The organism is Actinokineospora fastidiosa, from assembly GCF_014648415.1.
GTDB lineage: Bacteria > Actinomycetota > Actinomycetes > Mycobacteriales > Pseudonocardiaceae > Actinokineospora > Actinokineospora fastidiosa.
Genome location: NZ_BMRB01000003.1, coordinates 102,224 through 124,446, shown reverse-complemented (window position 1 = coordinate 124,446; position 22,223 = coordinate 102,224). Strand labels below are relative to the sequence as shown.

General features: G+C 71.7%; 23 protein-coding genes and 1 tRNA gene. 11 read left to right on the top strand and 13 right to left on the bottom strand.

Features of this window, described 5'->3' with window-relative positions:
- The first annotated feature begins 33 nt into the window (after positions 1 to 33).
- Complete coding sequence (locus IEY98_RS19450; protein ID WP_229787083.1) at positions 34 to 906, top strand: oxygenase MpaB family protein; 873 nt, start codon at positions 34 to 36, stop codon at positions 904 to 906.
- A 46-nt stretch (positions 907 to 952) separates the two neighbouring features.
- On the opposite strand, the gene IEY98_RS19445 is transcribed toward IEY98_RS19450, so the two are convergent.
- Both IEY98_RS19445 and IEY98_RS19440 read right to left on the bottom strand, forming a co-directional pair.
- Positions 953 to 1,285 (bottom strand): histone-like nucleoid-structuring protein Lsr2, encoded by a 333-nt coding sequence (locus IEY98_RS19445; RefSeq protein WP_189212002.1) that lies wholly within the window; start codon positions 1,283 to 1,285, stop codon positions 953 to 955.
- 171 nt (positions 1,286 to 1,456) lie between these two features.
- Positions 1,457 to 2,722 carry a hypothetical protein gene (locus tag IEY98_RS19440; RefSeq protein WP_189212001.1) on the bottom strand — a complete coding sequence of 422 codons (1,266 nt, stop codon included), beginning with the start codon at positions 2,720 to 2,722 and terminating at the stop codon, positions 1,457 to 1,459.
- 235 nt (positions 2,723 to 2,957) lie between these two features.
- Here IEY98_RS19440 and IEY98_RS19435 point away from each other — a divergent pair, with 235 nt between their 5' ends.
- Positions 2,958 to 3,461 (top strand): DUF3145 domain-containing protein, encoded by a 504-nt coding sequence (locus IEY98_RS19435; RefSeq protein ID WP_189212000.1) that lies wholly within the window; start codon positions 2,958 to 2,960, stop codon positions 3,459 to 3,461.
- Between the two features lie 9 nt (positions 3,462 to 3,470).
- Positions 3,471 to 4,046 carry a hypothetical protein gene (locus IEY98_RS19430; RefSeq protein WP_229787082.1) on the top strand — a complete coding sequence of 192 codons (576 nt, stop codon included), beginning with the start codon at positions 3,471 to 3,473 and terminating at the stop codon, positions 4,044 to 4,046.
- A gap of 57 nt (positions 4,047 to 4,103) precedes the next feature.
- On the opposite strand, the gene IEY98_RS19425 is transcribed toward IEY98_RS19430, so the two are convergent.
- From IEY98_RS19425 to IEY98_RS19405, 5 genes are all read right to left on the bottom strand, one after another.
- Positions 4,104 to 5,348 (bottom strand): beta-ketoacyl-[acyl-carrier-protein] synthase family protein, encoded by a 1,245-nt coding sequence (locus tag IEY98_RS19425; protein ID WP_189211999.1) that lies wholly within the window; start codon positions 5,346 to 5,348, stop codon positions 4,104 to 4,106.
- 50 nt (positions 5,349 to 5,398) lie between these two features.
- Positions 5,399 to 5,650 (bottom strand): acyl carrier protein, encoded by a 252-nt coding sequence (locus tag IEY98_RS19420; protein ID WP_189211998.1) that lies wholly within the window; start codon positions 5,648 to 5,650, stop codon positions 5,399 to 5,401.
- A gap of 60 nt (positions 5,651 to 5,710) precedes the next feature.
- On the bottom strand, positions 5,711 to 6,685 hold the full coding sequence (locus IEY98_RS19415) for a beta-ketoacyl-ACP synthase III (protein WP_189211997.1): 975 nt from the start codon (positions 6,683 to 6,685) through the stop codon (positions 5,711 to 5,713).
- On the bottom strand, positions 6,682 to 7,608 hold the full coding sequence (locus tag IEY98_RS19410; protein WP_189211996.1) for an ACP S-malonyltransferase: 927 nt from the start codon (positions 7,606 to 7,608) through the stop codon (positions 6,682 to 6,684). The genes IEY98_RS19415 and IEY98_RS19410 overlap by 4 nt, the downstream gene beginning before the upstream one ends.
- Before the next feature lie 145 nt (positions 7,609 to 7,753).
- Positions 7,754 to 8,953 (bottom strand): PucR family transcriptional regulator, encoded by a 1,200-nt coding sequence (locus IEY98_RS19405; RefSeq protein ID WP_189211995.1) that lies wholly within the window; start codon positions 8,951 to 8,953, stop codon positions 7,754 to 7,756.
- Between the two features lie 898 nt (positions 8,954 to 9,851).
- Here IEY98_RS19405 and IEY98_RS19400 point away from each other — a divergent pair.
- The gene (locus IEY98_RS19400; RefSeq protein ID WP_189211994.1) at positions 9,852 to 10,673 is read left to right on the top strand and encodes a mechanosensitive ion channel family protein; all 822 of its coding nucleotides are present in this window, start codon (positions 9,852 to 9,854) and stop codon (positions 10,671 to 10,673) included.
- Positions 10,674 to 10,767: 94 nt separating this feature from the next.
- Positions 10,768 to 11,385, top strand: a complete 618-nt coding sequence (locus IEY98_RS19395) for a nicotinamide mononucleotide transporter family protein (RefSeq protein ID WP_189211993.1) — start codon at positions 10,768 to 10,770, stop codon at positions 11,383 to 11,385.
- 20 nt (positions 11,386 to 11,405) lie between these two features.
- Here the strand turns inward: IEY98_RS19395 and aceE are convergent, their stop codons facing one another.
- A complete protein-coding gene (gene aceE, locus IEY98_RS19390; protein ID WP_189211992.1) occupies positions 11,406 to 14,168 on the bottom strand; it encodes a pyruvate dehydrogenase (acetyl-transferring), homodimeric type in 2,763 nt (920 codons plus the stop codon).
- Positions 14,169 to 14,458: 290 nt separating this feature from the next.
- Here aceE and IEY98_RS19385 point away from each other — a divergent pair, with 290 nt between their 5' ends.
- The 3 genes from IEY98_RS19385 to IEY98_RS19375 all read left to right on the top strand — a co-directional run bounded on the left by IEY98_RS19385 (position 14,459) and on the right by IEY98_RS19375 (position 15,562).
- Complete coding sequence (locus IEY98_RS19385) at positions 14,459 to 14,890, top strand: DUF3052 domain-containing protein (RefSeq protein ID WP_189211991.1); 432 nt, start codon at positions 14,459 to 14,461, stop codon at positions 14,888 to 14,890.
- Between the two features lie 94 nt (positions 14,891 to 14,984).
- A complete protein-coding gene (locus tag IEY98_RS19380; RefSeq protein WP_189211990.1) occupies positions 14,985 to 15,446 on the top strand; it encodes a peroxiredoxin in 462 nt (153 codons plus the stop codon).
- Between the two features lie 41 nt (positions 15,447 to 15,487).
- Positions 15,488 to 15,562: transfer RNA gene (locus tag IEY98_RS19375), tRNA-Val, on the top strand.
- Positions 15,563 to 15,694: 132 nt separating this feature from the next.
- Here IEY98_RS19375 and IEY98_RS19370 read toward each other — a convergent pair.
- Positions 15,695 to 16,348, bottom strand: coding sequence for a hypothetical protein (locus tag IEY98_RS19370; protein ID WP_189211989.1), 654 nt, complete (start codon positions 16,346 to 16,348; stop codon positions 15,695 to 15,697).
- A gap of 27 nt (positions 16,349 to 16,375) precedes the next feature.
- On the opposite strand from IEY98_RS19370, the gene IEY98_RS19365 reads away from it, so the two are divergent.
- Positions 16,376 to 17,032, top strand: a complete 657-nt coding sequence (locus IEY98_RS19365) for a DUF6218 family protein (RefSeq protein WP_189211988.1) — start codon at positions 16,376 to 16,378, stop codon at positions 17,030 to 17,032.
- A gap of 13 nt (positions 17,033 to 17,045) precedes the next feature.
- Here the strand turns inward: IEY98_RS19365 and IEY98_RS19360 are convergent, their stop codons facing one another.
- From IEY98_RS19360 to IEY98_RS19345, 4 genes are all read right to left on the bottom strand, one after another.
- Positions 17,046 to 17,726 carry a DedA family protein gene (locus IEY98_RS19360; protein ID WP_189211987.1) on the bottom strand — a complete coding sequence of 227 codons (681 nt, stop codon included), beginning with the start codon at positions 17,724 to 17,726 and terminating at the stop codon, positions 17,046 to 17,048.
- A 118-nt stretch (positions 17,727 to 17,844) separates the two neighbouring features.
- Entirely contained in the window at positions 17,845 to 18,846 is a 1,002-nt protein-coding gene (lipA, locus tag IEY98_RS19355; RefSeq protein WP_189211986.1) for a lipoyl synthase, read from the bottom strand.
- 46 nt (positions 18,847 to 18,892) lie between these two features.
- On the bottom strand, positions 18,893 to 19,810 hold the full coding sequence (locus IEY98_RS19350) for an oxidoreductase (protein WP_189211985.1): 918 nt from the start codon (positions 19,808 to 19,810) through the stop codon (positions 18,893 to 18,895).
- 61 nt (positions 19,811 to 19,871) lie between these two features.
- On the bottom strand, positions 19,872 to 20,387 hold the full coding sequence (locus IEY98_RS19345) for a hypothetical protein (RefSeq protein WP_189211984.1): 516 nt from the start codon (positions 20,385 to 20,387) through the stop codon (positions 19,872 to 19,874).
- A gap of 115 nt (positions 20,388 to 20,502) precedes the next feature.
- Here IEY98_RS19345 and IEY98_RS19340 point away from each other — a divergent pair, with 115 nt between their 5' ends.
- Both IEY98_RS19340 and IEY98_RS19335 read left to right on the top strand, forming a co-directional pair.
- Positions 20,503 to 21,108: a TetR/AcrR family transcriptional regulator gene (locus tag IEY98_RS19340; protein ID WP_229787187.1), complete on the top strand. Its 606-nt coding sequence runs from the start codon at positions 20,503 to 20,505 to the stop codon at positions 21,106 to 21,108.
- A gap of 31 nt (positions 21,109 to 21,139) precedes the next feature.
- The gene (locus tag IEY98_RS19335) at positions 21,140 to 22,159 is read left to right on the top strand and encodes a hypothetical protein (RefSeq protein ID WP_189211982.1); all 1,020 of its coding nucleotides are present in this window, start codon (positions 21,140 to 21,142) and stop codon (positions 22,157 to 22,159) included.
- Positions 22,160 to 22,223 lie beyond the last annotated feature (64 nt).

Genomic DNA, 22,223 nt, shown 5'->3' with positions numbered 1-22,223 from the left:
CCGGGGCCGCCCGCGCGGGTGGAGACTGGGCCCATGAGCCAGCCCGCGGTCATGGACAGCGCGGAACTCGGCCTGTTCGGCCCCGACTCGGTGACCTGGCAGCTGCACAGCGACCCCGCGATGTGGCTGGCGGGCGTGCGCGGGCTGTTCCTGCAGGCCCTGCACCCGCGCACGGTCGCGGGCGTCGTGCAGAACTCCGACTTCCGCGGCGATCCCCTCGGGCGGCTGATGCGCACCGCCACCTACATCGGCACGACCACCTACGGCACCGTCGACGAGGCCCAGGCCGCCGCGGCCCGGGTGCGCGCACTGCACCGCACGCTGCGCGCGACCGACCCCGACACCGGCGAGCGCTTCCGCGTCGACGAGCCGGACCTGCTGCTGTGGGTGCACTGCGCCGAGGTGGGGTCGTTCCTGTCGGTCACCCGCCGCGCGGGCTTCCCGCTCACGAAGGCGCTCGCCGATCGTTACCTGTACGAGCAGCGCACCAGCGCGGGCCTGGTGGGACTGGACCCGGAGGAGGTGCCCGGCTCGGTCGAGCACCTGCGCGCGTACTTCCGCCGCGTGCGTCCCACTCTGCGGAACACCCCGGACGCCGAGGTGATCAACGACTTTCTGCACTCCCCGCCGGTGAAAGGCAGGCTGGCCGCCGGGCTGCCGCTATACCGGCTCGCGATCGGGCGGCTGTCGTATTCGCTGTTGCCGGGATGGGCCCGCCGGATGTACGGCGGCGGGGGCTATCCGGAAAGGGTGTCGACGCTGGCACTGCGCGCCTTCCGCGCCGCGGCGCTGGCCGTCCCCGGCGGTTTCCGCATCGCCGGGGACGTCGAACCGGCACAGGTGGGCGCGGTCCGCAGGCTCGGCGAGTGGGCCGCGCCGTCCCCCAGGCGACTTCCCCGGCTATGACCGATTGAGCAGACACCCGCGCGCGGGTGCCTGCCACCGGCGTCGACTAGCTGTGCGCTTCCTGGAATCGCATGACCAGCGCCTGCGGGATGCGGCCGCGCTCGGCGATGGCCTCGCCCTGGCTGCGGGCCCATTCCCGGATGGCCTGGTTGTCCGGCTTGTCCGCGCTCGCCGCCTTGCGGACCGCGCCCTTCCCGCGCTTGCCCCCGGTCTTGCGGGCGTGCCCGACGAACTCCGCCAGCGACTCGCGCAGGCGGGCGGCGTTCTCCGCGGACAGATCGATCAGGAAGTCCGTGCCGTCGAGGGCGAAGGCGACGGTCTCGTCGGCCTTGCCACCGTCGAGATCATCCACCAACTCGACAACGGTCTTCTGTGCCACGGTTTCCTCCGCGTTGTGTGTGCCAGTCTGGAATCGGCTTGCCGGAATATCCCCCTGCCGATGGTCATGAGCTTATCTGCCCGCCCCGCCGGTTGACATCGGGCCGCGCCGAAACCGCTGCGGAACAATCTTCATCTTCAATTGTCGGTGGCTCTCGCACAAGGCATTTCGCTAGCCGGTGACCGCCAGCCGCAGCGCGCGTTCGGCGATGCCGAGCAGGTCCGGGTCGGCCGGGTCGGACGGCTTGTCCAGCCAGACGGCCTGCGCCACTTTCACGCTGTTGCCCTCGTGGCCGGTGACGAAGGCCGCGGAGTCGAACGTCGGGGCGAGCCCGCCCGGCCACGCGCCGTCGAGGTCGCGGACGCCGCCGGTGCCCGGCTCCTCGGCGACCGCCCGCAGCTCGGTCGCGGTGGCGCTCGCGGCGAACCGCAGCACCGAGACCAGGACCGCCGCCTGCCTGCCGTCGGCCGTGGCGGCGTAGCGGGCGCGGACAACCTCGTCGCACCCGTTGCGCTCCAGCCACGCCTTGACGTCGCCGTACGTCACCGCCGCGCAGTCGGGGCCGGACGCGGCGCCGTGGGCGGTGAACGCCACACCGTCGACGCCGACCGGGGCAGCGGGCCGCTCGGGCTGCGGCTCCTGCGAGGCGGAGTCGCCCGAGCCGAGCGCCAGCACCACCCCGATGATCAGCAGCAGCACGACCAGCGCCGCGGCGGCGACCGGCAGCCAGCGCGGCCCGCGCCGCGACCGCTGCGCGGACGGCGGCTGGGCGGGGGCGGCGGCCTTGGGGGCGACCGCCGACTTGGGGATGAACGTGGTGGCCACGGCGGGCGCGGACTCCGGGAAGCCCTCGGCGACCAGGTCCGCCTGGCTCAAACCCGAGTTCGGGTGCAGCGCCTCCAGGATCCGCACGGCCTGCGGCGCCGCGCACGCGTGGTCGTGGGTCGCCAGCTCGCGCGCCGCGGACAGCAGCGTCAGCGGCTCCGGGTGCAGGATGCGCACCCCGCGCACGAGATCGGCGGTCGGCTGCGACACCTGCTTGACGTACGGCCCGACGGCGATCACCACGCCCACCGGCAGCGGCTCGACCCGCGCGCCCTGCAGCAGGGCCGTCACCGCGCTGCCCGCGGCCAGCGCCTCGGCGCCCGGGTTCGTCGCGCCGTCGTGGCGCACCAGCGGCCAGCCGTCGGTCTTCCACCCGCTGTTCAGCGGGGCGTCGAGCCGGATGGCGGGATCGGGAAGGTCGACGCCGGAGACGACGATCACGCCGCGCGGCAGCAGGATCACCGCGTCGATCGGCCGCTGGCCGCGCGCCGGGCGGACCCCCACCAGCGCGACCCCGCCGAGCACGGAACCGCCCGGCCCCCACGAGGCGAGCGCGGCCCGGACGTCGGCCCCCACCTGCGAGGCGGGTTCCCCGATGCGCACCAGCCGCACGTCACACCTCCCGATCGGCGTGATTCCCGGTCAGTATCGGATCAACACGCTAGCGGGCGTGCGGTTCACCTGTCCGGGTGGGCGTGGGGCGGGCGTGGTCTTCGTGGTTCGTGTGGCCAAAGTGTTCGGTTGCGGGCACAATGGCATCCGGGTAACACCGCGCACGTGCCAGCGGGCAGCCGGAGCGTCGGGGACGTAGGGGAAGACGATCCTCGTCGAGCACCGGAGGTCAGCAGTGAGCACCCGTGGCAACACCCGTGGCGTGGTGTACGTCCACTCGTCGCCGACTGCGGTTTGCCCGCACGTCGAGTGGGCGATCTCCGGCACGCTGGAGGCACGCGCCGAGCTGCGCTGGACACCGCAGCCCGCCGCACCCGGCCAGCTGCGCGCCGAGTACGCCTGGACCGGCGCGCCCGGCAGCGGCGGCAAGCTGGCCGCGGCGCTGCGCGCCTGGCCGATGATCCGCTTCGAGGTCACCGAGGACCCCAGCCCCGGCGTGGACGGCGAGCGCTGGTGCTACGCGCCCGCGCTCGGCCTCTGGCACGCCCGCACGAGCGCCAACGGCGACATCGTCGTCGGCGAGGACCAGCTGCGCGCGCTGGCCGCGGGCGCCCGCGCGGGGGAGTCCTTCGCCTTCGGCGTCGACGAACTGCTCGGCGCGTCCTGGGACGAGGCGCTGGAGCCCTACCGCAGGGCGGGTGACGGCGCGCCCATCACCTGGCTCCACCAGGTGGGTTAGCGTTGGAGCGTGCGCTCTGAACGGCAGTCCTGGCTGCTCCCTGCCGTCCTGCTCGCGGTGATGGTCACCGCGGCGGGCGGTCTGCTCGCCCGCGACCTCTACGCCGAGTCGACGCCGATCGTCCAGCAGCCGGTCGTGCCGAGCGAGACCCCGGTGCCGCGCTCGGAGCAGCCCGGCTCGCGCGCCGTCGAGGGCACCGAGGACGCCGTCCGCCACCCCATGTACGAGACGGTCCGCCAGCTCCTGCAGACGCACTTCGACGCCATCAACGGCCGCAACTACGAGCGCTGGATGACCACGGTCACCTCCGCGCACATCAAGAGCCGCCCCGAGCCCGACTGGCGCGCCGCCTACCGGTCCACCCAGGACGGCAGCGTCGTGGTGTACCGGATCGAGAGCGGGCCGCCGGACCAGGCCCGGGTCATGCTGGGCTTCGTCAGCACCCAGGACGTCGCCGACGCGCCGCCGGAGCTGCCCGAGGAGTGCATCCAGTGGCACGTCATCTACGCGCTGGCCGTGGAGAACGGCGCATGGCGCATCGACGCGGGCGCCACCGGGGCCAGCCCCCAGCACGAGGCCTGCTGAGACGACCGGACGCCCCGCTCCTGACCAGGAGCGGGGCGTCCGGGAGATCTTGCGGGCCTACGCGGTGAACGCGAGCGCCACGTTGTGGCCGCCGAAGCCGAACGAGTCGTTGATCGCGGCCTGCAGCTCCACCTTGCGCGGCTGGCCGGACACCACGTCCAGCGCGACCCGGGGGTCGAGCTGCTCGAGGTTGCGGGTCGCGGGGATGATCCCGTAGTAGATCGACAGCACGGTGAAGATGCTCTCCACCGCGCCCGCCCCGCCGACCAGGTGGCCCAGCGACGACTTCGGCGCGGTGAGCACCACGTGCTCGCCCAGCGCCTTGCGGATCGCCGCGGCCTCGCCCACGTCGCCGACCACCGTCGAGGTGGCGTGCGCGTTGACGTGGCCGATGTCGGCCGGGGTCAGCCCGGCCATCGCCACGGCGTGCTCGATGGCCTTGATCTGGCCGATCCCGTCCGGGTGGTTGCCGGTGATGTGGTGGGCGTCGGAGGTCATGCCGTAGCCCGCCAGCCGCCCGTACACCCGGGCGCCGCGCGCGGCGGCGTGGTCGGCGCGCTCCAGCACCAGCACGCCTGCGCCCTCGCCGAGCACGAACCCGTCGCGGTCGGTGTCGAACGGGCGCGAGGCGCGGTCCGGCTCGTCGTTGCGGGTGGAGAGCGTGCGCGACTGCGCGAACCCGGCCACGGTGATCGGGTGGATGCACGCCTCCGCGCCCCCGGCGACGACCACGTCGGCCCTGCCGTTCTGGATCATCTGGTAGGCGCTGGCCAGCCCCTCCGCGCCCGACGCGCACGCCGACGCGGGGGAGTGCACGCCAGCGCGGGCGCGCAGCTCGATGCCCACGTGAGCGGCCGGGCCGTTGGGCATCAGCATCGGCACCGTCAGCGGCGAGACCTTCCGCAGGCCCTGCGTCTCCAGGATGTCGTCCTGGTCGAGCAGGGTCACGGGGCCGCCGATCCCGGTGCCGATGCTGACCCCGAGCCGCTCGGGGTCGACCGAGGTGTGCTCGTCGGACGGGAGCTCGAAGCCCGCGTCCGCCCAGGCCTCCCGGGCCGCGATCAGCGCGATCTGCTCGCACCGGTCGAGCCTGCGGGCCTGCACGCGCGGCAGCACGTCGCTGGGGTCGACCGCCAGCGGTGCCGACAGCCGCGCGGGCAGGTCGTAGCGCTCGACCCAGTCCGCGTCATTGGCGCGGATGCCGTTCGCGCCCGCCAGCAGTGCTTCCCAAGTGGCGGACACGGTCCCACCGAGCGGCGTGGTCGCGCCGATGCCGGTGATGACGACGTCAACGTTGCTCATGGGTATTCCTTCGCAAGCGGGTGTGGCCCGGGGAGTGCCTGAGGGATGGATCAGACGTGGGCGGAGACGTACTTGACCGCGTCGCCGACCGTCTTGAGGTTCGCCAGCTCGTCGTCGGGGATCTTCACGCCGAACTTGTCCTCGGCCTGCACGGCGATCTCGACCATCGACAGCGAGTCGATGTCCAGGTCGTCCACGAAGGACTTCTCCGGGGTCACGTCGTCGGGAGAGACGCCCGCGACCTCCTCGACGATCTCGGCGAGGCCTTCGAGGATCTTCTCATCGCTGGGCTTGTCCGCCATCGCTGACGTCCTTCCTGTTGTGCCGACCGGGCCGGTACCGCACCGCCCGGAGAATGGGGGTTAGGGGCAGATCACCGCTTGCCCGGCGTAGGACAGGCCCGCGCCGAAGCCGATCAGCAGCGCCACGTCGCCGGGCTTGACCCGGCCCGCGGCGCGCATGTGGTCCATCGCCATCGGGATCGACGCCGAGGAGGTGTTGCCCGAGTGCACGATGTCGTCGGCGACGACCATGTCCTCGCGCGCGCCCTTGGCCCGCAGGCGCTTGGCGATCGCCTCGACGATGCGCAGGTTCGCCTGGTGCGGGATGAGCACGTCCACATCGGACGGCTGCAGGCCCGCGACCTCCAGCGCGCGCAGCGCGATCGGCGCGATCTGGGTGGTCGCCCAGCGGAAGACCGACTGGCCCTCCTGGTAGATCCAGCGGTCGTCCCGCATGTAGATCATGTCGACGAGGTCGCCTGCGCTGCCCCAGACCACCGGGCCGATGCCCGGGGTCTCGGCCGGGCCGACCACCGCCGCGCCTGCGCCGTCGGCGAAGATGATCGCGTTGGCCCGGTCGGTCGGCTCGACCCAGTCGGTCAGCTTCTCCGCGCCGATGACCAGCACCCGCCGCGCCGAGCCCGCCCTGACCAGGTCGGAGGCGGTGTTGAGGGCGTAGCAGAAGCCCGCGCAGGCGGCGTTGAGGTCGAACGCGCCAGCCGCCTTGACCCCGATCCGGTCGGCGACCTGGGCCGCGCCGTTGGGGATGGGCGTGGGCATGGTGCAGTTCGCCAGGATCACGGTGTCCACATCGGACGGCGCGAGCCCGGCGTCGGCCAGTGCCTTGGACCCGGCGATGACGGCCATGTCGACCAGCAGCTCGTCCTTGGCGGCGAACCGGCGCTCCCGGATGCCGACGCGCTCGCGGATCCACTCGTCGGTGGTGTCCATGATCTTGGACAGGTCGTCGTTGGTGACGACCCGCTCCGGCTGGTGGCTGCCGACGCCCAGCAGGCGGGTGGCGGCCGCGCCCTGGGTGATGCGCAGTGCGGTCATGCGGTGGTGCTCCCGATCAGCTCGGCCACCGTGTCGAGGTCGGCGGAGGTCTTGAGGGCCACGGTGGGGACGCCCTTCAGCTCGCGCTTGGCGAGGCCGACGAGCGCGCCCGCAGGCGGGAACTCGACGATCGCGGAGACGTCCCTGGCCCGCATGGTCGCCATGCACAGGTCCCACCGCACGGGGTTGGTGACCTGCTCGACGAGGCGGGACAGCACGTCGGCCCCGGTGGTGACGACGGCGCCGTCGCGGTTCGACAGCAGGGTGGCGGCCGGGTCGGCCGGGGTGGTCAGCGTCGCGGCGTGGGCGGCCAGCGCCTCTTGGGCGGGGGCCATGTAGCGGGTGTGGAAGGCGCCCGCGACCTTGAGGGTGATCGCCTTGGCGTCCTTCGGCGGCTCGGCGGCCAGCTCCTTGAGCGCCTGCAGCGACCCGGCGGCGACGATCTGGCCCGCGCCGTTGCGGTTCGCCGGGACGAGGTCCAGCTCGGCGAGGCGGGCGAGGATGTCCTCCTCGGTGCCGCGGACCAGCGCTGCCATGCCGGTGGGCTCCAGCTCGCAGGCCGCGGCCATCTCCCGGCCGCGCACGGCGGCAAGGGCGAGGGCGTCGGTCTTGGTGAGCACGCCCGCCATGGCCGCGGCGGCGAACTCGCCGATCGAGTGGCCCGCGATGAGGACGTCCGCCGGGATCGCCACGCGCTCGGCCAGGGCCTCGTGGGCCAGCAGGGTGGCCGCGACGATCAGCGGCTGGGTGATCGCGGTGTCCTTGATCTCCTCGGCGTCGGCCGTGGTGCCCAATCGCGCCAGGTCCAGGCCCGTGACCTCGGAGAACTCCGCCAGGCGCGCGGCGGCGCCGGGGAGTTCGAGCCAGGATGACAGCATGCCTGGGGTCTGGGAGCCCTGTCCGGGGGCGAGGAGAGCGATCACGCGTCCACTGAACACTGTCGGGGGGCCGGGCGCGCATGCCGTGGCTGACGAAGTCGGCGCGCCTGGATTGTAGGAACCCTCCAAAGGTTACCGGTGGATGAACCCCGTGGGCGTCGCTGCGTTGTGCAGAATGGTGGGGTGAGCCTCACCACAGCCCGCGCGCCCGGGAGAGCCTGCCGACGGCGAGCGCCACCCGCAGCACCAGCCCGTCCCGGGGATCGGCAGCGTTGCGTCCGGTGAGCTCGGCGGCCTTGCGCAGCCGGTAGCGGACGGTGTTCGGGTGGACGAACAGCTGGCGGGCGCAGGTCTCCAGGACCCCGCCCGCGCCCAGGTAGGCCTCGACGGTCTCCAGGAGCGCCCCGCCCGCCTCCTCCAGCGGCCGCGCGACCCGGTCGATGAGCTGCCACTCGGCCTCGGGGTCCCCGGCGAGGGCCCGCTCGGGCAGCAGGTCGGCCGAGCGCACGGGCCGGGGCGCCTCCGGCCAGGCCACGACCGCCCGCAGCCCGGACAGCGCGTCCGCGGCGCTGCGGTGCCCCTCGGCCAGGCTGGCGACCGTCGGACCGGCGACCACGGCGCCGTCGCCGAAGGCGTTGGCCATGCGCTTGAGCATCTCCATGTCGGCCGCGCTGTCGGTCGGCCCGGCCAGCACGACGACGAGCCGCGACCCCTGCACGCCCAGCAGCACCGCCCTGCCCGCCCGGGCTGCCCGGCTGCGCACCTCGTAGACCACGGTGGGCGGGTCGTCGGACGGCGGGTTGCCGACCAGCACCGTCGCCTCGGCGGCCGGGTCCCAGCCCAGGGCGGCGGCCCGGGACAGCAGCGACTCCTCGGCGTCGCCCCGGACGATGCCGTCGACGACCAGCGCCTCCAGCCGGGCGTCCCACGCGCCCCTGGCCTCGGCTGCGGAGGCGTAGGACATGGCGGAGGCGAAGGCCACCTCCCGCCCGTACCGCAGGACGGCCTCGGATAAGACGGCCCGCTCGTCGTCGTCGGCGGCGAGGTCGGGGACCATCTCCTCGAAGACCTGGAGGGAGACCCGCACCATCTCGACGGTCTGGCGGAGGCTCACCCACCGCGACAGCTCGCGCGGCGCGCCCCGGAAGGTGTCGGTGGTGAGGCGCAGGGCCTCCCGGGGGTCCTTCAACCAGGCGGTGAACCCGGCGACGCCGCTCTGGGCGACGAGCGAGACGCTGGCCCGCTGGTCGGCGGGCATGCGGCCGAACCAGGGAAACTCCCGGTCCATGGCCGCGACGGCGGCGGAGGCCAACTTGCCGGACGCACGCTCCACCGCGCCCAGGGTCTCCGCCGACAACCGCCGCCCGTTCACCCGATCAGACTCCCACATCGGCGCTGTCCCTTGTTGCGGGTCTTTCGGTGGGGGCTTTGCGGGGTGCTTGGTGACGTTGTTCTGTTCTTGGATCGGCTCGCCGGTTCCCGGCGTTGCTCGTGGTCACAAGCGTCCTCGCCGGACGGGCAGGTCTCCAGGATGGTCGGGCTTGCCTGCCATCCCGTCGACCTCCCGGAGGGTTACCACAGCCAGGGTGGGGGCGCGGAGCTTGCGTTTTCGCGGGTTAGGGCCCTGGGGGCCCTAACCTGGCAAGTCCTGTTTCGTCGAGGGCCGCGCCCCCACCCTGGCTGTGGTAAGGCTGCGCCAGGTCGACGGGATGGCAGGCAAGCCCTGCTTTGGGGGGTGGGGCGGCTGAGTGTCCTCACCCTTCACCCACAAGATGATTGAGGCTCCAACGACTGGGTATCTACCCAAAAAAGAACAGCGAACTCGCCATGGTGTGGCTGGTTTGCATTCCCGCAACTGCCAGCCCGCCACTCCAGATCATTTGATCGCCAGTTGCCAGTCGCAGTCGCCAGTTGCCTGCCGTCAGTCGACCGCCGTCAGCCCACTTCCCCGAACTGGCACCCGCTGGGTCAGGAACCCACCGCACCGTGGGGGTCTGGGGGCTCGGCCCCCAGGCATCACAGCGGCCCGGCCCTAAGCGAAGCGCGAAAGCGCGAGTAGGCCGGCCCGGTCCGGGCCGGCCGCCCGGCATGTCGGTGCGCTCGATGCCGGGCGGCCATCTCCCCGGTCCCCACCGGTGATTCCACTATGGAGGGCTGGTGATCGGGGTGCCAGGCGGGACAAGGGATTTCCCCCATTCGTGGCACCGGTTGCGGTTGCCGGTCCATGACCGGGGGGAAAGGATCACACAGGACAGTTGTGACCGTCGGGGGTCGTTGGGAGGTTCGTGATGGGTGAAGAGCTCCGCCAAGGGCTCGGGGCGGCGTGGTCGATGGTGGCCACGTTCGTGCCGAAGTTGCTCGCTTTCCTGGTCATCCTGTTCATCGGGTGGCTGATCGCGAAAGCGGTGGCCAAGGGGTTGTCGATGCTGATGGGGAAGATCGGCTTCGGTCGCCTCATGGAGAGGACCGGGATGCACAACCTGACCCGGAACTCCGGTATCGATCCCGGCAACATCATCGTCAAACTCGTCTACTACTTCATTCTGCTGATCGCGCTGCAGTTGGCGTTCGGGGTGTTCGGGCAGTCGAACCCGGTGAGCCAGCTGTTGAACCAGGTGATCGCCTTCCTGCCGCGCATCCTGGTGGCGATCGTGCTGCTGATCGTGGCCGCCGCCGTCGCGCGGGTCGTGCGGGATCTGGTGACCAGTGCGCTCGGGAACCGGCCCTACGCGCGCATGATCGGGACCGGCGCGTTCGTCTTCATCCTCGCGCTGGGCGTCATCGCGGCGCTCAACCAGGTCAACATCGCCACGACCGTCACCATGCCGGTGCTGATCACCGTCCTGGCGACCATCGGCGCCATCCTCGCCATCGGCCTGGGCGGCGGCCTGATCAAGCCCATGCAGGACCGCTGGGGCGGCTGGCTGGAGCGGGCGCAGTCGGAGATGAGCAGCGGCCGCGGCGCGCCGACGCCGCGCACCGAGCACGCTCCCGGCATGCAGACCGCCTCGGCCACGTCCACCGCGTCGACCGCGACGGGCGCCCGGCATGGGGCCACCCCGACCGACACGCCTACGCCGCCGACGGGGTTCGAGCAGCGGCCGCGGTAGCGGGCACGTCGAGGGGCGTCGGGCACATTCCCGACGCCCCTCAACGCGTTCGGGGGGAGGATCGACATCAGCACCCGCGAACGGGGGAGGACGCATGCACGTGCTGATGGAATCCGGCTTCACCGTGCTCGGGCAGCCGATCACCTGGGCCGAGCTCATCGGGCAGGTGTTCGCGCTGGCCGTGGTGTTCCTGGCGCAGCGGCGCACGCTGTGGACGTGGCCGGTGCAGCTGGTCTCGGTGGGCCTGTTGTTCGCCGTCTACGTCAGCGCGCACCTCGGCGGGCTGGCGATCCGGCAGGTCGTCGTCGGCCTCATCGCCGTCTACGGCTGGTGGGCGTGGACGCGCCGCCGCGACCCGGTCTTCGGGGTCGCCGTGCGGCGGGCGACGCCGGTGGAACTCGGCGTGGTCGGCGCCGTCTACGTCGCGGGGACGGTCGCGTTCGCGCTGGTCCTGACCGCGCTGGAGGCGTCATGGGCGCCGTGGCCGGACGCGGCGATCTTCGTCGGGACGGTCATCGCCTTCGCCATGCAGGCCCGGGGCGTCGTGGAGTTCTGGCTGGTCTGGCTGGTGGTGGACGCCGTCGGCGTGCCGCTGCAGATCGCGTCGGGGCTGTGGTTCAGCGCCGTGGTCTACCTGGTCTTCGCCGGATTGGTCGTCCACGGCTGGATGAGCTGGTTCCGGTCCGCGCGGGCCCAGCTCGCCCCCGTGTGAGGGCGAGCCGGGCCGCCGGACTACGCCACGCCCGGGTCGGACGTCTGCGGGCCCGCCGCGGTGACGTCGTCGATCCGGTAGCGCCGGGCCGCCTCCTCCGCCTTCGCGGTGTCGATCTCGCCCCGGCGGGCCAGCGCGGTCAGCACGCCGACGGTGATCGACTCGGCGTCGACCATGAAGTGCCTGCGGGCGGCCGGGCGGGTGTCGGAGAAGCCGAACCCGTCGGTGCCCAGGGTGACCATGTCGGTGGGCACCCACGGCCGGATCAGGTCCGGCACCGCGCTCATCCAGTCCGACACCGCCACGACCGGGCCGGGCTGGCCGGACAGCGCCGTGGTGACGTACGGCACGCGCGGCTCGGCGCCAGGGTGCAGCAGGTTGCGCCGCTCGGTGTCCACGCCGTCGCGGCGCAGCTCGGTCCACGACGTCGCCGACCAGATGTCGGCGCGCACGCCCCACTCCTCGGCCAGCAGCTCCTGGGCCCGCAGCGCCCAGGGCAGCGCCACACCGGAGGCCAGCACCTGCGCGCGGGGGCCGTCGCCCTCGGCGCGCTTGTACCGGTAGAGCCCGCGCAGCAGGCCCTCGACGTCCAGGTCCTCCGGCTCGGCGGGCTGCACGTACGGGTCGTTGTAGACGGTGAGGTAGTAGTAGATGTCCTCCGCCTGCTCCCCGTACATGCGGCGCAGGCCGTCCTTGACGATGTGGGCCAGCTCGTAGCCCCACGCCGCGTCGTAGGCCACCACGGCCGGGTTGGTCGCCGCCAGCAGCAGCGAGTGCCCGTCGTTGTGCTGCAGGCCCTCGCCGGTCAGCGTCGTGCGGCCCGCGGTGGCGCCGAGCACGAAGCCGCGCGCCATCTGGTCGGCCGCGGCCCACAGGCCGTCGCCGGTGCGCTGGAAGCCGAACATCGAGTAGAAGATGTAGACCGGGATCATCGGCTCGCCGTGCGTGGCGTAGGACGTGCCCGCCGCGGTGAACGACGCCGTCGAGCCCGCCTCGTTGATGCCCTCGTGCAGGATCTGGCCCTGCTCGCTCTCCTTGTAGCTGAGCATGAGCGAGGCGTCGACCGAGGTGTAGAGCTGGCCGAGCGGGTTGTAGATCTTCTGCGTCGGGAACATCGAGTCCATGCCGAACGTGCGCGCCTCGTCCGGGATGATCGGCACCAGGCGCGGGCCGATCTCCGGGTCCTTGGCCAGGTCGCGGACCAGCCGGACGAACGCCATCGTGGTGGCGACCTCCTGCTTGCCGGAGCCGCGGCGCACCACGTCGTAGACCTTGTCGCCGGGCAGCACCAGGGCCTTGGCCTTGCCGCGGCGCTCCGGCAGGTACCCGCCGAGCTGGCGGCGGCGCTCCTGCATGTACTGGATCTCCGGGGCGTCGGTGCCCGGGTGGTAGTACGGCGGCAGGTACGGGTCGTGCTCCAGCTCCGCGTCCTCGATCGGGATGCGCAGCGTGTCGCGGAACAGCTTGAGGTCCTTCAGCGCCATCTTCTTCATCTGGTGCGTGGCGTTGCGGGCCTCGAAGTGCGGGCCGAGGTTGTAGCCCTTGATCGTCTTGGCCAGGATCACCGTGGGCTGGCCGACGTGGTCCATCGCCGCCTGGTAGGCCGCGTACACCTTGCGGTAGTCGTGGCCGCCGCGCTTGAGGTTCCAGATCTCCTGGTCGGACATCGGCTCGACCAGGGCCTTGGTGCGCGGGTCGCGGCCGAAGAAGTGCTCGCGGACGAAGGCGCCGTCGTTGGCCTTGTAGGTCTGGTAGTCGCCGTCGGGCGTCTGGTTCATCAGGTTGACCAGCGCGCCGTCGCGGTCGGCGTGCAGCAGGGCGTCCCACTCCCGGCCCCAGATGACCTTGATGACGTTCCAGCCCGCGCCGCGGAAGTAGGACTCCAGCTCCTGGATGATCTTGCCGTTGCCGCGGACCGGGCCGTCGAGGCGCTGCAGGTTGCAGTTGATGACGAAGGTCAGGTTGTCGAGCTGCTCGTTGGCCGCGACGTGGATCAGCCCGCGCGACTCCGGCTCGTCCATCTCGCCGTCGCCGAGGAAGGCCCACACGTGCTGCTGGGAGGTGTCCTTGATGCCGCGGGCGTGCAGGTAGCGGTTGAACCGCGCCTGGTAGATCGCGTTCATCGGGCCGAGGCCCATGGAGACGGTCGGGAACTCCCAGAAGTCCGGCATCAGCCGGGGGTGCGGGTAGGACGGCAGGCCGCCGCCGGGCCCGGCGTGGGAGAGTTCCTGGCGGAACCCGTCGAGCTGGTCGGCCGAGATGCGGCCCTCGAGGAACGCGCGGGCGTAGATGCCGGGGGAGGCGTGGCCCTGCACGAAGATCTGGTCGCCGCCGCCCGGGTGGTCCTTGCCCCGGAAGAACCAGTTGAAGCCGACCTCGTAGAGGGCTGCCGAGGAGGCGTAGGTCGAGATGTGCCCGCCGACGCCGACGCCCGGCCGCTGCGCGCGGTGCACGGTCATGGCCGCGTTCCAGCGGATCCAGGCCCGGTAGCGGCGCTCGACCTCCTCGTCGCCGGGGAACCACGGCTCCTTCTCGGTCGGGATGGTGTTGACGTAGTCCGTGCTGGTCAGCGCGGGCACCCCGACGTGGCTCTCACGGGCGCGCTCCAGCAGGCGCAGCATCAGGTAGCGGGCGCGCTGCTGGCCCCCCGAGGCGAGCGCGGCATCGAACGACTCCAGCCATTCCGACGTCTCCTCCGGGTCGATGTCGGGGAGGTACGCCGCGAGGCCGTCGCGGATCACGCGTACGCGCTCGGGGGTTCCCGGGCTGTTCTGGGAGGCCAAGAGGAACTCCAGACTGGGTCGTTGGGACAAGTCACGCGCGCGCGTGTGCGCGCGCGTGTAGGAACCACTCTGCCATGTTCCGCTGAATCGAGATTGACGTCATCGTTACTGGTCAGTAGGGGTGCCCGGGCGCGGCCCCGCGTACACCATCGCGGCGTGTCGGGAAGCAGACGGTTGCGCAGGTGGGCACTGTCAGTGTTCGCTATCGCCTAACCGAACAGGCATTACGCTCCTCGGACGGGACGAGAACGCCCGGCGGGACGTGTGAGCGGGACTGGAGGAAAGACACCGTGGTGGCCGCGGGAGACGCCGGGTACGCAGGCGTCGCCGACAAACTGGGGATCACAGAAGACGACGTCGTCCAGGAGATCGGCTGGGACGAGGACGTCGACGATGAGATCCGCGCAGCTGTCGAGGAGCGCATCGGCAGCGAGTTGCTCGACGAGGACGCCGACGAAGTCGTCGACGTCGTCCTGCTCTGGTGGCGGGAGGGAGACGGCGACCTCGTCGACGCGCTCATGGACGCCATCGGGCCGCTGGCCGACAGCGGGGTGATCTGGGTCCTGACTCCCAAGACCGGCCGTCCGGCCCACGTCGAGCCGAGCGAGATCGCCGAGGCGGCGCCGACCGCTGGCCTCGCGCAGACCTCCAGCATCAGCGTGGGCGACGACTGGATCGGCACCCGGCTGGTCTCGCCGAAGTCGGTGAAGACCAAACGCTGAGTCCCACCGGACGAACACCCGGGCGGCGGTCCGTCCGGGTGCCCTAGGCTTGGGCGCTGTACCAGGCCCTTGAGTAATCGGAGGACTCCGCACGATGGCGATCGAGGTCGGCTCCAAGGCCCCGGACTTCACGCTCAACGACTACAACAAGCAGCCCGTCACGCTGTCCTCGTTCCAGGGCGAGAAGAACGTGCTGCTGGTGTTCTACCCGTTCGCGTTCAGCGGCATCTGCCAGGGCGAGCTCTGCCAGGTCCGCGACGAGCTGTCGGAGTACTCCGACAAGAACGTCCAGGTCATCGGCGTGTCCGTGGACACCCCCTTCAGCCTCAAGGCGTGGGCCGACCAGCAGGGCTACACCTTCCCCCTGCTCTCGGACTTCTGGCCGCATGGCGAGGTCGCCAAGACCTACGGCGTCTTCCACGAGGACGCGGGCCTGGCCCTGCGCGGCACCTTCCTGATCGACAAGACCGGCACCGTCCGCTACACCGAGGTCAACGCCCCCGGCGAGGCCCGCGACCAGGCCGCCTGGAAGAAGGCAGTGGCCGAACTGGCCTAGTGTTTGTGGGGTTCCGCGGGTTCGCCCCCGTGGGGCCTTGCGGGCGTATAGCTCAGCGGAAGAGCACTCGGTTTACACCCGAGCGGTCGCAGGTTCAAATCCTGCTGCGCCCACCAGAACGTAGATCATTCAAACCACGCTCCGAACAGAAGTCGCGGAGCGCGTTGCCAGGCGAACAGCCGCGGGGCTGGTGCGGTCGGATGCTCGCCGATAAATCTGTCGCTTGACGTTGGGCGGTGTGTTTCCGGTTAATCGGCCGTCGGTAGGCGGGCGATGAGGGGTGGGGTTTCGAGGAGGCGTTTGGGTTGTTCGTGGGCGGTGCGCTCCCACCAGCGGCCGTTGGCGTCGTGGAAGACGATTGTGGGGTAGTAGAGGGCGGCGACCGGGTCGGCTTCCTCGGGCCAGGTGACGGTGATGGGTGGGGTGGTCACCGTCTTGCCTGGGGCTACCGCGCCGAGGACGTAGGGGGCTGCTGTGCCGTCGATGTGCCACGTGGTGGTCTTGATGTCGCCGCAGCGGCCGTACAGGGCGGTTAGGCGGACGCTGGTGATCGGGAAGGCGCCGAAGTTGGTGTAGGAGATGCGCAGGGCGGGCGGGTTCTCGGCGCGGGCCGCGGAGAGCAGGCGGGCGTGGGCGGACTCGCTGTCGCGGCGTTCGGCGTCGCGGTGCCTGCTGTCGCGCAGGGCGATCCAGAAGGCGACCACGACCGCGGCGACCGTGGCCATCGCCCCCGCGACCTGGCCCCACGCGGCGAGCACGTCCGCCTCCACGACGGTGAAGCCGAGGTCGACGAGGGTGGCCGAGGAGATCATCAGCCTACGATCGGCGATGCCCGCATAGCCGGGCAATCGGGCGTCCGGGTTGTCCTGGCTCTCGGGCGACTGCTCGGGGCATATCGTCACCGGGAACAGTGATCACGAGGAGGTCAGGTGGTCGAGGAGATCGCGCCGGTTGCCCGGACTATCACGACCAGAGCCGCTGACGGGCGGACCATGATCGGGCACGTCGTGCTGTGTCGGGATGACGACTTCGTGGCGTTGTGGCAGGTCAGCGCGGATGGGTTGGCTACCGGTGCTTGGGTTGTGCCGGTGGAGGAGGCGTTGGGGGATGCCGCCTCGTGGATGGTCGGGTGTTGTGCTCAGCGGGCGTTGATTGACGTCGACCCGGCCGGTGGGGTGGAGATCCTGGGCGAGTTGCGGAAGGCGGCGGGGGTCGAGGGGGCCGCGCCGCGGGTTGTGTCGCTTGTGGATGGTTACCGCGAGATCGTGGGAATCCGGGCGGCCTGTGCTGAGGCGGTCGCGGAGCGCAAGCAGGCCAAGGCGGTGGAGTGGCCGGTGGATTTGCCGGAAGAGGCTCCGACGGATCTGCGGGGCTTCCAGGAGTTGGCACGGCTTCCGAGGCCGCGGGCGGACCGCGAAGTGGCCGCGGAAGCACTGCTGCGGTGCGCTGTCACCGCCTGGGTGCTGCAGCGGTGGAAGGAGACGGTCACCGCCGTGCGCAGGCGGAGCTACCTGCAGGAGTTGGCCGTCCCAGCGCTGGTGCCGCCGCGCTGGGAGGCCGAACTCTGTGCCGCGTTCGCCGACTAGTCGGCAAGGCGTTCTAGCGGGCGGGCTCGAGGTCCTCGTCCGGGTCGGCCGACTCGGCGGCCAGGGCGGTCGCGGGGGCGGTGGCGTTCTTCTTCCGCTTGCGGAGGATGTGGACGATCACGAAGATCAGCACCGCGCCGCCGACGATGAAGGCGCCGCCTCGGCCCATGTGCTTCTCGATCTCCTTGGCCGCCTCGCCCAACGCCGCGCCGATGGCGATGTGGACGGCCGACCAGCACGCCGCCCCCGCGACCACGGCGGGCAGAAACTTGCGGTACGGCAGGCCGGACGTGCCCGCGGCCGCCGGGGTCAGCGTGCGCACGACCGGCAGGAACCGGGCGAAGAACACCGCCCACGCCCCGCGCCTGCGCAGGATCCCGGTGGCCTTGTCCCAACCGTCCACGCCGTACTTCTGGATGAGCTTGGTCTCCCGCAGCCTGGGGCCGAACCGCCTGCCGATGCCGTAGCCGATGGAGTCGCCGATGCCCGCGCAGACGGTGACCACCGCCCACAGCACCAGGAAGCGCGCGGGGGTGTCCACCGTCGTCGCGGCGATGAGCAGACCGCCCTCACCGGGCGCGATGAACCCCAGCCCCACGGTGCACTCGGCCAGCACCAGCCCGCCGGTGGCGGCGACCAGCGCGGGCTGCGGCAGCGCCTGGAGCCATTCCAGGACGTCGGTCAGCAGAGCCACGTAACCCCCTCAAGAACCGCGGCCCCCCTCTGGCGCCGCCCGTGCAGTCTCTCGTTCAGAGGGAGCGTGGCATAACCGGGTTCCACCCTGAATCAGACCAGGAGATGACCCTGAGGTCTCACTTCCGGAGTAGGGCCGTGATCTCCTGACGGGCGTCGCCCGCCTCGGCGAGGTGCCGCAGGTTCTCCGGGACGGTGTCGCCGCGGTGCGCGACCGCCTGCGTGTAGAGCCTGCCCGCGCGGTAGGACGAGCGCACCAGCGGACCGGCCATGACGCCTGCGAACCCGATCGCCTCCGCGGCCTCCTTGTGCTCCAGGAACTCCTCGGGCTTGACCCAGCGCTCCACGGGGTGGTGGCGCACGCTCGGGCGCAGGTACTGGGTGATCGTGATGATCTCGCAGCCCGCGGCGTGCAGGTCGCGCAGCGCGGCGGTGACCTCGTCGGGGGTCTCGCCCATGCCCAGGATCAGGTTGGACTTGGTGACCAGGCCCTCGGCGCGGGCCCGGGTGATGACCTCCAGCGAGCGCTCGTACCGGAACGCCGGGCGGATGCGCTTGAAGATGCGCGGCACCGTCTCGACGTTGTGCGCGAGCACCTCGGGGCGCGACGAGAACACCTCGGCGAGCTGGTCGGGCTCGGCGTTGAAGTCCGGGATCAGCAGCTCGACGCCCGTGCCGGGGTTGAGCGCGTGGATCTGGCGCACCGTCTCGGCGTACAGCCACGCGCCGCCGTCGGGCAGGTCGTCGCGGGCGACGCCGGTCACCGTCGAGTAGCGTAGGCCCATCGCCTGGACGGACTCGGCGACCCGGCGCGGCTCCTCGCGGTCGAACTCGGCGGGCTTGCCGGTGTCGATCTGGCAGAAGTCGCAGCGGCGCGTGCACTGGTCGCCGCCGATGAGGAAGGTCGCCTCGCGGTCCTCCCAGCACTCGTAGATGTTGGGACAGCCCGCTTCCTCGCACACGGTGTGCAGGCCCTCGCGTCGGACGAGGCCCTTGAGTTCGCGGTACTCCGGGCCCATCTTGGCCCGGGTCTTGATCCACGAGGGCTTCTTCTCGATGGGCGTCTCGCTGTTGCGCACTTCCAGTCGCAGCAGCTTCCGACCCTCAGGCGTCACCGTCACGCCAGCCAGGCTACGCCGCGCCCCGAGGTGACCGGTATCACGCGCGTCACTCGGGCGCGGGCGCGATCCCGGTCAGCTCGGCGGTGCGCTCCCAGAGGCGTCGTCCCAGGTCGGCGTTGCGGGCCGCGGAGCGCGCGCGGGCGCGTTTGGGGCTGCCCGCGACCTCGCCGATGCCCTGCGGCCCGAAGTACTCGCCGCCGGCGACGTCCGGGGCGGTCGCCGCGTAGAGCTGGGGCAGCGCGCCGCGCTGGAGGGACTGGGTGATGAGTCGGTTGCCGAAAGAGACGATCGAGGTCGCTGCCTGGCCGAAGCGGCCGGAGCCTCGGGTGCGGGCGGAGTTGGCGGCCAGCTCGGTGTCGGTCAGGCCGGGGTGCGCGGCGACGCTGACGACCTCGGACCCGGCAGCGCGCAGCCGCCGGTCCAGCTCGATGGCGAAGATCAGGTTGGCCAGCTTCGAGGCGCTGTACGCCCCGACCGCGCGGTAGCGGCGGCGCTCCCAGTTCAGGTCGTCGACGTCGAGGCCGGGGCCGCGGTGGGCGAGGCTGGAGAGGGTGACGACGCGGCCGATGACCGCGGGCAGCAGCAGCCAGGTGAGCGCGGCGTGGCCGAGGTGGTTGGTGCCGATCTGCAGCTCGAACCCGTCGACGGTGGCGCCCTTGGGCGGGCCCATGATCCCGGCGTTGTTCATGAGCACGTCCAGCCGGTCGCCGGTGCGCTCGCGGACCTCCTCGGCCGCCTTGCGCACGGAGGCGAGGTCGGCCAGGTCGAGCTGGAGCAGTTCGGCCGCGCCGTCGATGGTCGCCAGCGCGGCCTTGCCCTTCTCCGGCGAGCGGCAGGCCATGATCACGTGCGCGCCCTTCGCGGCGAGCACCTGCGCGCTGCGCAGGCCCAGCCCGGAGTTCGCGCCGGTGACCAGCACCGTCCGGCCGGTCTGGTCGGGGATGTCGGCTTCGGACCACGCCATCGGCTCGCCTTCCTACTGGTGAGTACGCCCCCATGCTAGAGGGATCACCATGAGAAGGGCCTCAGGCGCTGGCGACCAGCCTGCGCAGGAACTGCTCGACCCGGTTGCCCCGGTGCCGCTCACGGCTCGGCGTGCTGCGGATCAGCGCGAGGTAGGCCGCGCCGACCCGGGCGATCTCCTCGGCGGGCTCGGTGTGCTCGGCCAGGCCGGAGGCGATGGCCAGCATCCGCTGCTCGCCCTCGATCGCGGGCCTGAGCACGCCGCCGTGGGTGTCGGTGTTGGCGTCGAGCACGCGGCGCAGCACCGGGTGCTCGGCGGCCGTGGCCCGCCACGCCTGCGCGACGGCCTCGACCGGATCGATGGTGGCGTCCTTCTCCGCCTCGGCCTGGGCCAGCCCCACCCGGCCGGTGAGGCGGACCGACCACCGGTAATGCAACGCCAGCAGCAACTCGCCCCGATCGGCGAATTCCGCGGCGGCCTGCTCCGGAAAGGGCAGCGGCCCCTCCAGGTCGTGCCGAGCCAGTTCGAGCACCGCGTCCAGGGCGTCTCGCCTGCGGTAATAGTCCGTCCAGCTCATGGTCTCGTCCCCTCTGCGTGACCTGCGCCATACCGTGGGTTTGCGGCATACCGTCGGTACGGTGCCAACCTACCACGAGTACGTACCCGTGGTATGTCGTAATCTTGTGAACGTGGTGACAGCGCAGTCGCGAAAAGCGGACTACAGCGAATCGACCCGGCAGGCGCTGGTCGACTCCGCTGTCTCGCTGTTCACCGAGGGCGGTTACGCCGCGACGTCCCTCGACGCCGTCGCCCGCCGCGCGCGGGTGACCAAGGGCGCGCTCTACCACCACTTCAGCGGCAAACAGGCGCTGTTCGAGGCCGCGTTCGACGCCGTCGAGGTCGCCGTGATGACCCGGCTCGGCCAAGTCGTGGCGGGCGGCCCCGAGGGCGTGTGGGACCGGGCGATCAGGGGCGTGAAGGCGTACGTCCGGGTGTGCCTGGAGCCCGCCTACCAGCGGATCGTCATCCACGAGGGCCCGGTCGTGATGGGCTGGGAACGCTGGCGCGCCGCCGAGGAGCACTTCAGCTTCGGCCTGGTGCGCGCGGTCCTGGAATCGCTCATCGCCGCGGGCGAGATCGACGAGCTGCCGATCGAGACCACGTCGCGCATCCTGTTCGGCGCCCTGTCGATGGGCGCGGCGATCATCGCCGACGCCCACGACCCGGAACGCGCGGTGTCGGAGGTGTCGACGACGGTCGTGCGGGTCCTGGAAGGCATGCGCCGCACGGCGTCGTAACACGGGACGTCGTGCTCGCGGTGTCACCGGTGTGATCCCTGCTCCGGTCCTGCCCGGTCCCGCGTTGTCCGATCCCACGACCGCGCTCATGGTCGCCCGCGCGGTGTATATGCGGCGGTGGTCGCTCCTCTTGCCCGCGGTCGTACCGTTTGTGGTCATCTCGGCCTGGCTGAGGGTCGCCGCGGGCGAACTCCCGTTCGCGAACGCGCTGATCCTGACGGTCCTGGCCTGCTACCTGGTGGCCTGGTGCGTCGGGAAAGTGGTCACGCTGCGCTGGACCCGGGGCAGGGGGCGGCTCGCCGTCGAGCCGTGGCAGCCGGTCGCCGCGGTGGTCCTCCGGCGGGCGACCGGGTTGCGGCGCACCGTGCTCGACGTGGGCCTCGGGCGACCGGTGGCGGTGCGCTTGCCCGCCGGGCACGAGGAGGCCGTGGTCCGCACCGGCCGCGCGTGGCTGGTCGCCGGACCGCGGGTGCTCATGGTCAGGGCGGACGGGTCGCACCGGGTGTTCGCCGCTAACGCGACGGAGTTGGTCGCGGCGGCGGCGGTGGAGCCGGTCGACGCTGACCCGTTCACCCCCGCCGTCCTGGCGGCACGGGCGATGCGCCGGAGCACGGCGCTACTCGTCTCGGTGGCGGCGTCGTGGTCGGCGGCTTACGTCCTCATCTGGTGGGAGATCGGCAGGCCCTGGTACGCGCTCGTGCTCACGGCCACGCCGCTCGTGCTGATCTGGATGGCGCCCCTGCTGATGGTGGCCCTGCCCGCGTGGCGCGCCGTGGCCCGGCCGGCGTCGGGGCCGTGGACGTGGGTGTCCGCGGTGATGGACCCGTGGAAGGCGCACACGGACGCGCCGACCAGGGCCTCCGGGAAGGCGACGCTGGCCGACGGCACCCGGCTGGTGGTCAAGCTCCCCGCCGCGCCCGCCGACTTCCTCGGCGCGGTGTGGGAGACCGGTGGCTTCTGGGTGGCGGGGACCCCGGAGCCGGGGCGCGTGCTGGCCGCGGGCTTTCCCCACGCTCCGCTGGCCGCCGCCGTCCGGTTCCGCCCGTTGTGACAGGGGGACCGGCTGGTGTCGTCCTGCCGCTCGGAGGTGCGGTCTACCTCGTGCTCGACCGGCG